The 13244-nt window shown below is 47.7% G+C and carries 10 protein-coding genes; 2 read left to right on the forward strand and 8 right to left on the reverse strand.

Going from position 1 to position 13244, the window contains the following annotated elements:
* Nucleotides 1-336 precede the first annotated feature (336 nt).
* Nucleotides 337-804, forward strand: coding sequence for a ferritin-like domain-containing protein (locus V3S16_RS06310; RefSeq protein WP_413883823.1), 468 nt, complete (start codon nt 337-339; stop codon nt 802-804).
* A gap of 108 nt (nt 805-912) precedes the next feature.
* On the forward strand, nt 913-1473 hold the full coding sequence (locus tag V3S16_RS06315; protein WP_413883824.1) for a chalcone isomerase family protein: 561 nt from the start codon (nt 913-915) through the stop codon (nt 1471-1473).
* A 108-nt stretch (nt 1474-1581) separates the two neighbouring features.
* On the opposite strand, the gene V3S16_RS06320 is transcribed toward V3S16_RS06315, so the two are convergent.
* The 8 genes from V3S16_RS06320 to V3S16_RS06355 all read right to left on the reverse strand — a co-directional run bounded on the left by V3S16_RS06320 (nt 1582) and on the right by V3S16_RS06355 (nt 13236).
* Entirely contained in the window at nt 1582-3120 is a 1539-nt protein-coding gene (locus tag V3S16_RS06320) for a 2-isopropylmalate synthase (RefSeq protein WP_413883825.1), read from the reverse strand.
* A gap of 447 nt (nt 3121-3567) precedes the next feature.
* Nucleotides 3568-5172: a citramalate synthase gene (cimA, locus tag V3S16_RS06325; protein WP_413883826.1), complete on the reverse strand. Its 1605-nt coding sequence runs from the start codon at nt 5170-5172 to the stop codon at nt 3568-3570.
* Between the two features lie 12 nt (nt 5173-5184).
* The gene (gene ilvC / locus V3S16_RS06330) at nt 5185-6231 is read right to left on the reverse strand and encodes a ketol-acid reductoisomerase (protein ID WP_413883827.1); all 1047 of its coding nucleotides are present in this window, start codon (nt 6229-6231) and stop codon (nt 5185-5187) included.
* Between the two features lie 11 nt (nt 6232-6242).
* A complete protein-coding gene (ilvN, locus tag V3S16_RS06335) occupies nt 6243-6731 on the reverse strand; it encodes an acetolactate synthase small subunit (protein WP_413883828.1) in 489 nt (162 codons plus the stop codon).
* A 269-nt stretch (nt 6732-7000) separates the two neighbouring features.
* Nucleotides 7001-8686 (reverse strand): biosynthetic-type acetolactate synthase large subunit, encoded by a 1686-nt coding sequence (ilvB, locus tag V3S16_RS06340; protein ID WP_413883829.1) that lies wholly within the window; start codon nt 8684-8686, stop codon nt 7001-7003.
* 260 nt (nt 8687-8946) lie between these two features.
* Complete coding sequence (topA, locus tag V3S16_RS06345; RefSeq protein WP_413883830.1) at nt 8947-11223, reverse strand: type I DNA topoisomerase; 2277 nt, start codon at nt 11221-11223, stop codon at nt 8947-8949.
* Between the two features lie 142 nt (nt 11224-11365).
* Nucleotides 11366-12475, reverse strand: coding sequence for a DNA-processing protein DprA (gene dprA, locus V3S16_RS06350; protein ID WP_413883831.1), 1110 nt, complete (start codon nt 12473-12475; stop codon nt 11366-11368).
* A gap of 608 nt (nt 12476-13083) precedes the next feature.
* Entirely contained in the window at nt 13084-13236 is a 153-nt protein-coding gene (locus tag V3S16_RS06355) for a hypothetical protein (protein WP_413883832.1), read from the reverse strand.
* Nucleotides 13237-13244: the final 8 nt, after the last annotated feature.

Genomic DNA, 13244 nt, shown 5'->3' on the forward strand with positions numbered 1-13244 from the left:
ATAAATCACAAATTCCAAGTCTCAAATTCCAAACAAGGGCTAAAACTATTTTTTTATTCTTTTGTTTGTTATTTGTTTTTTCGGTCATTGGAATTTATTTGTTATTTGTATTTTGTTATTTGGGATTTCCCCTTTTGGTCAGTGGAAATTGTTTGATATTTGATATTTGTTATTTGGAATTTAATTTGCTCTATTTGAGATAGGTGCACCCCTATGGGGTGAAATCAAAGCCTGGCCCTCTGGACCAGGATATTTACTGAAAAGGGTATTAAATTAGCATTGGTAAAATATCCGGTTAACCTGGTGATTTAATAAGCAAATTGAAAGGAGAGCAACATGCAGTTTGAAAATTTGGAGGCCATCATTGATTTTGCCGTTGAGAAGGAAAAGGAAGCGGCCGAGTTTTACGATGGAATCAGTGAAAAAGAACCTTTTGCAGGTTCCAAGGAGATGCTCAAGGAATTTGCCGCTGAAGAGCGCAAGCACCAGGCCCTTTTAGAAAAATTCCTGACCGAAAGTGTTGATAAAAGTGTAGCGGAGTATAAACTCAAATGGATTACGGACATCAAGCGCAGCAATTATGTTGTTGAAATGGAATACACAGAAGGCATGGCATACAATGATCTTTTGATGCTTGCCATGCAACGTGAAGAAAAGGCACTGGCGCTTTATAACGAGCTTGAAAAAGAAGTCGAAGACGCCGAAGGCAAAAAACTCTTCCAAGTTCTAGCCCAGGAGGAAGCCAAGCATAAGCTTTTTCTTGAAACCAAGTATGATGATTATATGGCTAAGATGGGAGATTAGCCCGAAGAAATTAAGGCTAAAGCGTAAAAGCGCGGGAAGCGCATCTACCTGTCGGCCAACTGCCGGCCAGGCAACCGAACTTGTTTAATTGGTGAAAGGAATGTGGTTATGAAAAGACTGATAGTTATAACCTTAGCGTTACTCATGATGACGCCCGTGGCATATGCAAAGCAAATCGGCAGTGTCACCCTGCCCGACAGCCTCATGGCGGGCAAGGATAAATTACTGTTAAACGGGGCCGGCTTGCGCAAAAAACTGTTTATCAAGGTTTATGCCGGCGGCCTTTATCTTAAGCAAAAGGAGACGGATCCTCTCAAGATTATGGCAACAGATGAACCCATGGCCATCAGAATGCATTTTATTTATAACGGAGTATCCAGCAAAAAACTTATTGATGGTTGGAATAAAGGTTTTAAAAACGGCACCGGTGGCAATATTGAACCGATCAAGCCTGAAATAAACCAGTTCAACGCTTTTTTTACCGATGAGGCCAAGAAAAACGACATTTACGACATCATCTATATTCCGGGGCAGGGTATCAGTGTCTATATCAAAGGCAAACTGAAAGGAACAATACCGGGACCGGCTTTTAAAAAAGCTGTTTTTTCAATCTGGCTGGGCGACAAACCGGCAGATAAAAAGCTAAAAAAGGGTATGCTTGGTAAATAAAATCGCTTTGCGATTTTATGAAACGCGGCTGCGCCGCTTAATAAAAAGGTGTTAAAAAAGCTGAAGGGGCTTTTGGAAAGCCCCTTCAGCTTTTTTATAGAGCGGCAATTACAAACCTTCGGTTGCATCGACCGGGTGGGCTTTCAAATATTCCAGGCGGTTCAATCCGTTGATATAGGCCTTGACGCTGGCGGTGATAATGTCAGGGTCTGCCCCGCGACCAAGGGCAATCAGGCCGTTTTCTTTCAAGCGTACCGTAACCTCGCCCTGGGCATCCGTGCCGCTGGTAATGGCGCTTATCGAAAATCTCAAAAGTTCCGATGCGGTTCCCGTCAGTTTGGCAATGCTGTCATAAGCAGCATCAATGGGTCCGTTGCCGTAACCGGCACCTTGGACGGATCGTTCGTTTATTGTGAGCTTAACGGTTGCCATGGGAATAACGGTTGTTCCACATGTCGCATGCAGATATTCCAGGCGGAAGGTCTCGGTAGTTCGTAAAATTCCCTCGGTAACAATAACTTCAAGATCTTCATCCACAACATGTTTTTTCTTATCTGCCAGCTCCTTGAATTTTTTAAAAACAAGCTTTAATTCTTCATCGGAAAGATCATATCCCAGTTCCTTTAAACGGTTGCGCAACGCGTGCCTCCCGGAGTGTTTGCCCAGCACCAGCTTGCTGCCGCTGAGCCCTATGGTTTCAGGCTTCATGATCTCATAGGTCATGGGATTTTTAAGTACGCCGTCTTGATGAATGCCGGCTTCGTGGGCGAATGCGTTGGCTCCTACAATGGCCTTGTTGGGCTGCACGATGATGCCGGTGATCATCGTGACCAAGCGGCTGGTGGGATAAATAAGCTCGGTTTTGATATTGCTGGATAACGGAATATAATTGGGTCTGGTGTGCATGGCCATTACAAATTCTTCTAAGGACGTATTGCCGGCCCTTTCCCCGATGCCGTTGATAGTCACTTCCGCCTGTCTGGCACCGGCACATACGGCCGCAATAGTATTTGCCGTAGCCAGGCCCAGGTCATTGTGGCAGTGAACACTTACTACGGCCTTGCCTATATTGGGGGTATGGGTCATGACATATTTTGTCAGGTCTGCAAATTCCTCGGGTATGGCATAGCCCACGGTATCGGGAATATTAATGGTCGTGGCACCCGCTTCAATGGCCGCTTCGAACACCTTGCACAAAAAATCCCGATCACTGCGGGAGGCATCCTCGGCTGAAAACTCAACATTGTCGGTTAAGGAAGCGGCATATTTGACCGATTCCACCGCGGTTTTCAGAACCTCGTCCTTGGTCATGTTCAGCTTGTAGTGCATGTGGAGGTCGGATGTGGCGATAAAGGTATGGATTCTGGGTTTGACGGCGTGTTGGATTGCGCCCCAGGCACGGTCGATATCCGTTTTGGAAGTACGCGCCAAGGCGGCAACCTCGGTACGCTGCATCTTGCCGGCTATGCCGGAAACAGCTTCAAAATCTCCTGGGGATGCTATGGGAAAACCGGCTTCCAGTATATCTACACCCAGCTTTTCCAACTGAATGGCCAGCCGCAGTTTTTCAGCTGCGTTCATGCTGGCTCCCGGAGATTGCTCGCCGTCTCTTAACGTTGTATCGAATATTATTACACGTTCACTCATTGTTTTACTCCTTATTATGAATTGGAAACTGCTTAGTGCTCAAATTTATTTATGGATGGGCACTAGTTAAATTTTGTCAAATTGATCCCGCAGTCTGTATTGCGGGAGTTATATAAAATCGTGCAGCGATTTTATTGAGCGAGCATGGGCCGCAGGACGGGGCCAAGCATTTGTCCTGCGGCGTTGGTTTTCCTTTTTTTCACGGTTCTGCTCCTTTTTAGCGTTAATTTCTTAGTTGTAATTTCAGAACTCCTGACCTGTATGCGTAATTTCAAAGTGATATGAAGGTTTAGTCGTAATTTCAGATGCAACAATTTGAACATCGAACATCGAACGCTCAACGTCGAACGTCGAATGTGGAAGGCGCTTCGCTTTGTCTTTATTATAAATGGTAGCATGCATTATTCGATGTTCAACGTTCGATGTTCAATGTTCGACGTTCATTTTTTATTTTTTATGGTGTGCCATGGACAGCTTGTACTGAACACTGTCTGCCAGGGCCTGCCAGCTGGCTGCGATGATATCTTCGGAAACACCGATGGTGCTCCAGATATTATCCTGATCCCGTGATTCGATCAACACTCTCACTTTTGCAGCAGTTCCGGCACGCCCGTCAATGACCCGCACCTTGTAATCGATCAGGCGCATGTTCTCAATCTCCGGGTAGAATTTGTACAAAGCTTTGCGCAGCGCGTTATCGAGCGCACTGACCGGTCCGTCCCCTTCGGCAGCGGTGATTTCTTCTTTGTCGTCCACGGAAATTTTGATGGTGGCGTGGGCACTGCAGGGTCGCTCGGCGTCCTTTTCGATATGGACCCTGAAGGATTTGAGTTCAAACAAAGGCCTAAACTGGCCGGAAAACTTTTCCAGCAGAATTTTTAAGGATCCTTCTGCAGCTTCAAATTGATACCCTTCCTGTTCCATGCGTTTGATTTCGGTGACGATTTCACGACTGCCAATCCCGTTGGCTCCCAGTTCGACGCCCAGTTCTTTGGCTTTGAATTCCACGTTACTTTTACCCGAAAGATCCGACACCAGCACACGGCGCTTATTGCCCACAAGCGCGGGTTCCATATGTTCATAGGCCCTGGATATTTTCATGATTGCATTCACATGAACGCCGCCTTTATGGGCAAAGGCGCTTTTGCCCACAAAAGGCCGGCTGTTAAGTGGAATCATGTTGGCGGTTTCGCTTACAAACCGGGAAAGCTTTTTCAGTTTAGTCATGTTTTCACTGGAAACGCAGGGGCGGTTCATTTTGAAATAAAGAATCGGGATGATGGAGGTCAGGTCGGCATTGCCGCAGCGTTCCCCATAGCCGTTGATGGTTCCCTGAACCATTACGGCGCCGCATTCGACGGCTGCGATGGAAGTGGCCACCGCCAGGCCGCTGTCATTGTGAGTATGAATGCCAAATTTAAACGGCAGCGCATCTGCGGTAGTATTGTATTTGTCGCCAAAGCTCGTGCGAACGGCATTCATGATCGATTCGATCTCAGAAGGAAGGGTGCCGCCGTTGGTGTCACAAAGCACTATAAATTGCGCTCCGGCGTCTACCGCCGCCATTAAGGTCTGCATGGCATAGTCGGGGTTATCCTTATATCCGTCGAAAAAATGTTCGGCATCGTAGATCACCTCGCGATCATTATTTTTTAGAAATTCAACCGACTCGAATATCATGGCCAGGTTTTCTTCCAGGGTGGTTTTTATGACCTTCTCGACGTGGAGGTTCCACGTTTTACCGAAGATGGTCACCGCCGGAGTATTGCTTTGCAAAAGCGCCCGCAGGTTCAAGTCTTCAGAGGCAGCGATACGGGCTTTGCGGGTGGAGCCGAATGCTGTTATACGCGCGTGTTTGAAGGTCGTCTTTTGGGCCAGATCGAAAAACTGTATGTCCCTGGGGTTGGAACCCGGCCAGCCGCCCTCGATGTAATGGATGCCAAAGTCGTCCAGCCGTTTGGCAATCTGGATTTTCTCCTTAGCCGTAAAACTGATGTTTTCCCCTTGGGTTCCGTCTCTTAAGGTAGTGTCATATAACAGAATCGGTTCCATGTTTTTCTCCCTTTATCGATTTTCAGGCCGCAAGGACCTTACGGCGGCCCCGGCCCGCCACATTTCAGAATTATGCATTACGTCGAGTTCTTTCTGCAGTTTCTCCCGGTAATCCGGGGCGCTGTTGGCTTCCAGAACTCTTTTGGTTTCGACGCCGGATACGACGCGTTCATATAGCTCGTCAAAGAGCGGCAGAACCGCATCGCGGAATTTCGGCGCCCAGTCCAGTGCCCCCCTCTGGGCGGTGGTGCTGCAGTTCGCAAACATAAAGTCCATACCGTTTTCGGCCACCAGTCGAATAAGGCTCTGGGTAAGCTCTTCCACGGTTTCATTAAAGGCTTCGCTGGGGCTGTGCCCGTGCTTGCGCAACGTATTGTACTGGGCTTCCATCACTCCGGACAGACAGCCCAGCAAAACTCCGCGCTCGCCGGTTAGATCGCTGTAGACTTCATTTTCAAAGGTTGTGGGGAAAAGATAACCCGAGCCTATGGCAATGCCCAGGGCCAGGGTTCTTTCCCTGGCTCTGCCGGTAAAGTCTTGGCGCACGGCAAAGCTGGAGTTGATGCCGCTGCCGTCCAGAAAATTGGTTCGAACGGTACGACCCGATCCTTTGGGAGCGACCAGGATGACATCGACGTTTTCAGGAGGCACAATATTGGTCTGATCCTTGTAAACGATTGAGAACCCATGTGAAAAATAGAGCGCATCACCTTCATTTAAACACTGTTTTATCTGCGGCCAGGTGGCAACCTGACCGGCGTCTGAAAGCAGAAACTGCACAATGGTCCCTTTGCGGGCGGCTTCCTCAAGGGTAAAAAGGGTTTCGCCGGGGACAAAACCGTCGGCAACCGCTTTATCCCAAGTTTTACTGTTGTCCCGCTGCCCGATGATGACGTTGATGCCGTTGTCCCTCAAATTCATGGCCTGCCCCGGTCCCTGAACGCCGTAACCCAAGACTACCACGGTTTCGTCTTTAAGCACCTCCCGGGCTTTTTCCAGGGGAAATTCTTCGGACGTAATCACTTCTTCTTCAACACCGCCAAAATTGATAATCGCCATTATATCCTCCTTTATTTGGGTTCCCTAAACAGTGCGATGATGCCTGTTTTTGCGATCTCCTTGATTCCTATGGGTTTGAGCAGGTTCAATATGGCAGCCAGTTTACCTGCATCACCGGTGACTTCGATGGTGTAGTGCTCCGTCCCCACATCAACCACTTTGCACCTGAAAATGTCGACCACTCGCAGAATTTCAGCACGGTTTTCGGGTTTGGCTATGACCTTGATCAGGGCCATTTCGCGCTCGACGAATGCTTTGCCGGTCAGATCGTGGACCTTGATGACGTTAATGAGCTTGTTGAGCTGTTTTTCGATTTGCTCAATCATAGGCTGATATGCTTTGGTGACCAGCGTAATCCGCGATACCAGAGGATCGATGGTTTCGGCTACACAGAGGCTTTCAATGTTATACCCTCTGCCGCTGAACAAACCAGCAATCCTGGAGAGCACACCGGGTTCATTGTCGACCAGAATCGAAAGCACATGTTTTTCTTCTGTCATGGGTCACATCCTTTTTTTCGCGACGAAATAGTGTTACCTGGGTTGATAGGTTCAACGTTCAAGGTTCCGGGTTGATGAGCCCTAACAGGCTAAATCCAAAAGAGTTACGCCTCCGTGGAGGCGGCAAGTAATTTTCACCCAATGGGTGAAAGAGACCAATCCTGACATTGAGCTGTAACGTTGAGTAATGTTAAGATGTTATAACCCCTGAACCTAGAACCCTGAACCTGGAACCGATCAGTTTAGGTGTTAGTATGCCTTTAACGATGTTATACCAGTAGCATTTCCGTAATTGGAGCACCTCCGGGAACCATGGGGTAAACACATTCTTTTTTTTCGACCACAAAATCCATCATAACGGTGTCCTTGGAAAAGAGGCCTTCTTTCAATACGGACTCGACCTCCTCGGGCTTTGTAGCCCTTAGGCCGACAGCGCCGTAGGCCTCAGCCAGCTTCACAAAATCCGGAGCAAAATCCAGACAGGTGGAGGCATAGCGCTGGCCGAAAAAGAGCTGCTGCCATTGTCTGACCATGCCCAGATAGCCGTTGTTCAGGATAACAACCTTGACGGGAAGGCCGCACTGGACGGCGGTTGTCAATTCCTGGATGTTCATCTGAATACTGCCGTCTCCGGCAACATCGACCACCAGTGCGTCCGGGCAGGCCAGCTGCGCCCCGATGGCGGCCGGAAGCCCGAATCCCATACAGCCCAGGCCCCCTGAGGTAATAAAGCGGTTGGGTTTGTCAAATATATAATACTGGGCCGCCCACATCTGGTTCTGTCCCACTTCGGTAGTCATAATGAGGTCGCCTTGGGTGAGTTCGTAAAGTTTTTCGACCACAAATTGCGGTTTGATCACATCCGTCTGCTTATAGGACAGGGTTTTTGTGCTTTTCCAGTGCTGAATTTGATCAAACCATTTTTTGCGCTTTTTCTTGAGATTACCCAGGTCTTCCTTGTCCAGAAGCCTGTTCAGTTGCTCAAGTGAAATTTTGCAATCACCGACAACCGGGGCGGTGACCGGAATGTTCTTACGGATGGATGTGGGATCAATATCAATGTGAACGATCTTGGCATTGGCTGCAAAGGCATCCGTCCTGCCGGTAACCCGGTCGTCAAAGCGCACACCGATACCCATTAAAAGATCGCACTCGCCGGTCGACATGTTGGCCCGATAGGTGCCGTGCATCCCGATCATACCGAGCCACAATGGATCTGTGCCCGGAAATCCTCCCAGGCCCATGAGGGTGTTGGTCACAGGAATTTGAGTTTTACGCGCAAGCTCCGTAAGCTCCTCAGAAGCGTTTGAAAGAATGACGCCGCCGCCGGCTAGAATCACCGGTTTTTTGGCATTCTTGATCAGCTTAACAACATTGTGCAGCTGTTTGATATTTGGTCTGTACGTTGGATTGTATGACTTGAGTTCAACCTTTTTTTGGGGTTTGTAGTCGATTGCAGTGGCGGACACATCCCTGGGGATATCGATCAGGACCGGTCCCGGGCGGCCGGAACTGGCTATATGGAATGCTTCTTTGATTATTCTGGCCAAATCTTCGGTACGCTTTACAAGGTAGTTGTGTTTGGTGCACGGTCGGGTGATGCCCACGATGTCGACTTCTTGAAAGGCATCATTCCCGATCAGATGGGTGGGAACCTGGCCGGTAAAGATTACCACCGGGATGGAATCCATATAAGCGGATGCAATGCCGCTTACCGTGTTGGTGGCCCCGGGCCCGGACGTCACCAGACTGACCCCCACCCGACCTCCGGCCCGGGCATAACCGTCGGCGGCGTGAACCGCGCAGGCCTCCTGGCGGACCAGTATATGTCGAATATCCGATTTGGCAAGTTCATCATAAATTTCGATGACGGCACCGCCCGGATATCCGAAGATAGTGTCTACACCTTCCTCTTTGAGCACTTTCATCATAATTTGCGCGCCTGTTAGTTTCATTTGCGTACCTTCCTTTGCGAATAAGTTGTTATTAAGGACAAAAAAAATCCGTTACCGGCTTTTAGGGCTGATAACGGATTTTGTATTTTGTTTTGAGGTAAAATTTATACCATTATCAACCCCTTGGCCTCGTAGCAAATAAGTACATCTACTACGAGGAGAATAATAAGGCTAATAAGGTTGTTAATGGTGGAAGTATTTTTCATAATAATTTTTAATGTATTAATTTGGTCCACTTATAACAGCCAAGGTTCTTATTGTCAAGCTTTTTCTTTAAACCCGCAGCCCTTGGTTTGGCAGGCAAGCGAGGTCCCGTCTTTTTTGGTGGATTTTTCTACCAGAAAATTAGCATTGCACCGGGGACAATCTTTAGCTATTGGTTTGTTCCAGATTGCAAAGGTGCAATCCGGAAACCGGCTGCAGCCGTAGAAAATTTTGCCACGTTTCGATTTGCGCTCAACAAGATTGCCGCCGCAGTCTTTTTGCGGGCAGTGGACACCAGTTTCCCGGGTGGCATTATCGGAAAATAGGGATTGGGTGTGGTTGCAATCCGGATAACCGCTGCAGGCGAGAAAAGTTCCGTACTTGCCCTGTTTTACAACCATTGGCTGTTTGCATTTATCACAAAACTTGTCCGAAACTTCTTCAATAGGCGGTTCAACGGGATGAATCTTGCCTTTTTCGTCGCGGGTGTAGTTGCTGGTGTAGGTACATTCCGGGTATCCGCTGCATCCTAAAAAATGTCCGTTTTTGCCGACTTTAATATGGACCTTGGCACGGCATTGGGGACAGGCAAGGGCCGTGGGCAGGCCAACGCCTTTTAAGTTGAGCATCCCCTTGGAAGCCGCGTCGAGTTCCTTTTTAAAAGGGCTGTAAAAGCGGGTGAGAATTTCTAAAGAATCGACGTCGGCAGCTTCTATGCGGTCCAGATCGTTCTCCATCTTAGCGGTAAATTCGACATCAAGAATATCAGGAAAGCTTTGCACCAAAAGGTCGTTAACGATAAATCCCAGTTCGCTTGGCCTGAAATATTTTTTAACCAGATCCACATACCCTTTTTCTCTGATGGTTGAAAGGATGGCGGCATAGGTGCTGGGACGGCCGATCCCGTTTTCTTCTAATTCTTTGACTAAAGATGCCTCGGAAAACCTTGGCGGCGGCATTGTAAAATGCTGTTTCGGTTCTAATTTGTTGAGTTTCAAAACCATGCCTTCGACCAGCTGGGGGAGCGGCTCTTTTTTCTTTTGACTTTCTTTTTCTATTTCAGCATCGGCTGATAGATAAAGAGTCATAAAGCCTGGAAATTGAATCGATGATCCGCTGGCAGTAAACAGATAGGGACCGGCTTTGATCGATACTGAATTCTGATTTATTAGGGCGGGTTTCATTTGGGAAGCCACAAAGCGCTGCCAGGTCAGGCGGTATAAGCTCAGCTGATCTTTGGATAGAAACGGAGCTATTTTTTCCGGGGTATTATAGACGGATGTCGGCCGAATGGCCTCATGGGCATCTTGAGATTTTTTACGATTTTTAAAAAACCTGGGCTTGTCTAAAGCATAATTTTCACCGAACCGCTCCCTGATAAGTTGGAGGGCCTCGCCGGCAGCCTCCTTTGAGATCCTGACGGAATCGGTACGCATATAGGTGATAAGACCTTCAGGTTCACCGGGTCCAAGATCAATACCTTCGTAAAGCTGCTGGGCCACAACCATGGTCTTTTTGGCAGAAAACCTGAGTTTGCGGATAACTTCCTGCTGAAGAGTGCTGGTGACAAAAGGAGGTAAAGGATTCCGTTTTTTGGTCTTTTTTGTTACTTTTTCGACAATATACTTTTCTGCGGCCAGAGCCTCAAGCGTGGCATTCGATGCCTTTTCATCGGAAATTTTAATCTTTTCGCCGCTCTTTTTGGCCAGTTTTGCCGTAAACGGCGGCGGCGCGTTGTCTTCAAGATGCGCGGTTATCGACCAGTACTCCTCAGGTTCAAAAGCCTGTATGGCACGTTCTCTTTCACAGATAATGCGCACGGCAACCGATTGTACCCGGCCCGCGCTGAGGCCGCCTTTTACTTTGCGCCACAAAAGGGGTGAGATCTGGTAGCCGACAAGCCGGTCTAGTATCCTGCGGGCCTGCTGGGCTTCATACTTATGGCAGTGAAGTTCTTGCGGAGATTCGATAGCTTCATTGACGGCATTTTTGGTAAGCTCATGAAAAAGGACACGGTGAAATCTGCGCCCTTTTTTCTTGAGGATTTCGGCCGTGTGCCAAGCGATAGCTTCACCCTCTCGGTCCGGGTCGGGAGCAAGATAGATATCCATGGCATCACCGGCGGCTTTTTTTAAAGACCGGACCACTTTTTGTTTTCCGGCAATGTAAGTATATTTCGGCTTGAATCCTGCTTCAATGTCGATACCGATTTCTTTGGGCGGGAGATCCTTGATATGCCCAACGGTTGCAGCTATGTTGTAGCTTTGGCCCAGGTATTTTTTTAGTGTTCTTATTTTTGTAGGTGATTCTACAACGACTAATGGCTTTGTCACAATTTCCCTCGTTTCAAGTTTTTTTAAGTATAGAATATAAGCTGGTTTCTTTAAAAGTAAAATATTTAATTGTTGATACCCCGTGGCTTGCCGCGGGGTCGTTTAAGTGTTAGATTTATAACTCCTCAATAATATTAAACTATCAATGATCAGCGACAGAAAAGAGTTTGCCCGGTGCCTGTTGCACAATGCCCTTCAGTTCGAGGTGCAGCAGTATACTCGAAAGTTTTCCAGGTGCGATGGAAAGCTTTCTGACAAGATCATCGATGTGCACAGGATAGGGCTCAAGGGTTTTATACACCAATGATTCCTCTGAAGAAAGCAAAGGCTGTTCTGGTTTGTTTTCCCTGGGAGCCGGCTGATCTTCTTTATCAGGCGCTTTGACTGCGGCCGGAAGTTCTTCGATGATGTCCTGGGCGCGTTCAACCAGTTTGGCACCCTCTTTAATGAGGGTGTGGGTCCCCATACTCTTAAAGGAGTGAATGCTCCCCGGTATGGCAAATACCTCCCGGTTCTGTTCGGCTGCAAGACGGGCCGTTATGAGTGCCCCGCTCTTTTTGGTTGCTTCCACGACAACGGTTCCCAGGGAAATTCCGCTGATAATCCGGTTTCGTCTGGGAAAGTTATGGGCCTCAGGCTCTGTCTTCAGAGGAAACTCCGAAATGACAGCGCCGCTTTCCGAGATTTGATGAAAAAGTTTTCGATTGTCGGCCGGGTAGACTCTTTCAAGGCCGCTCCCAAGAACGGCGATAGTTTGACCCTTGCCCGACAATGCGCCCCGGTGGGCCGCCGTATCAATTCCTTGGGCCATACCGCTGATGATTTTATATTTTAAGGAAGCCAAATCCCGGCATAGCCGTTCTGTTGTTGAAATACCATAACTAGTTGCATTCCGGGAGCCGACCACGGCAATATTTTCGATGCAGCCGTCAAGGCGGCCGTAAACATATAAGAAAGGGGGCGGATCCGGTATTTGCAGCAGCAAGGGCGGGTAAACATCATCCGCCAGGGTTATGATATCATAGCCTTTTTGAATTACCAGGTCGATGTCCTTTTTGACCGTATCGGGAATTCTGTGACTTTTAATCGCCGTTGCCAGACGCAAAGTCATGCCGTCAACTTTTAGCAGATCCTCCCGGGATGCCTCTAAAATACTTGTCGGTGAGCTAAAGCGATCTATAAGCCGCTTGCATAGATAGTTCCCTATTCCGGGAACACTTTTGAGTTTAAACCATGGTAAAAATTTTTCCATAAAGAGACGCAGCAGTTTTATTTAGTCCTGAAAAACCTGGTCCTTTCCCGCATGGCGGGATCTTCGATGGGCCAAGCCTGTCCCGCCTTGCGGGGGTCAGAGCTATCCGGCTCTGCCTTATTACAAATAAATCACAAATTCCAAGCACCAAATTACAAATAAATTACAAATTCCAAGCACCAAACATTAAATAAATAACAAATCACAAGCACCAAATTTCAAATAAATCACAAATTCCAAGCACCAAAAAACAAACAAGCTCCAAACTACAAGCACCAAATTCCAAGGAAATTCCAAACTACAAGCACCAAATCTCAAGGAAATTCCAAACTACAAGCACTAAATCTCAAGGAAATTCCAAAGTTTGTTATTTTGAATTTCGGTTACCTGTCGAGAGCCTCTAGGTCGAACGATTGGAATTTATTTGTTATTTGTATTTTGTTATTTGGGATTTCCCCTTTTGGTCAGTGGAAATTGTTTGATATTTGATATTTGTTATTTAATTTACTCCATTTGAGATAGGTGCACCCCTATGGGGTGAAATCAAAGCCTGGTCCTCCCGCCGGGGCAGAGCCCCTCTGGGGCGGCGCCTGGGCCAGGATTCTTTACTATTTTCTTTTCTTTCCGCGTGCCTGCCGGATAAGGAGAATAGGGCTTGCAACGTAGATTGATGAGTAGGTACCGATCAGGATACCCACAATCAATGCAAAGGCGAAATCGTGGATGATTCCGCCTCCCAAAACAAACAGGGTTACAACCACAACAAGGG

The organism is Candidatus Desulfatibia sp. (genome assembly GCF_036446775.1).
Lineage (GTDB): Bacteria > Desulfobacterota > Desulfobacteria > Desulfobacterales > UBA11574 > Desulfatibia_A.

Bases quoted from the DNA above. Each gene is read 5' to 3' on its own strand.
- ilvC (WP_413883827.1), bottom strand. From the start codon at position 6,231: ATGGCGATTATCAATTTTGGCGGTGTTGAAGAAGAAGTGATTACGTCC.
- ilvN (WP_413883828.1), bottom strand. From the start codon at position 6,731: ATGACAGAAGAAAAACATGTGCTTTCGATTCTGGTCGACAATGAACCC.
- ilvB (WP_413883829.1), bottom strand. From the start codon at position 8,686: ATGAAACTAACAGGCGCGCAAATTATGATGAAAGTGCTCAAAGAGGAA.
- dprA (WP_413883831.1), bottom strand. From the start codon at position 12,475: ATGGAAAAATTTTTACCATGGTTTAAACTCAAAAGTGTTCCCGGAATA.
- cimA (WP_413883826.1), bottom strand. From the start codon at position 5,172: ATGGAACCGATTCTGTTATATGACACTACCTTAAGAGACGGAACCCAA.
- V3S16_RS06320 (WP_413883825.1), bottom strand. From the start codon at position 3,120: ATGAGTGAACGTGTAATAATATTCGATACAACGTTAAGAGACGGCGAG.
- V3S16_RS06310 (WP_413883823.1), top strand. From the start codon at position 337: ATGCAGTTTGAAAATTTGGAGGCCATCATTGATTTTGCCGTTGAGAAG.
- V3S16_RS06315 (WP_413883824.1), top strand. From the start codon at position 913: ATGAAAAGACTGATAGTTATAACCTTAGCGTTACTCATGATGACGCCC.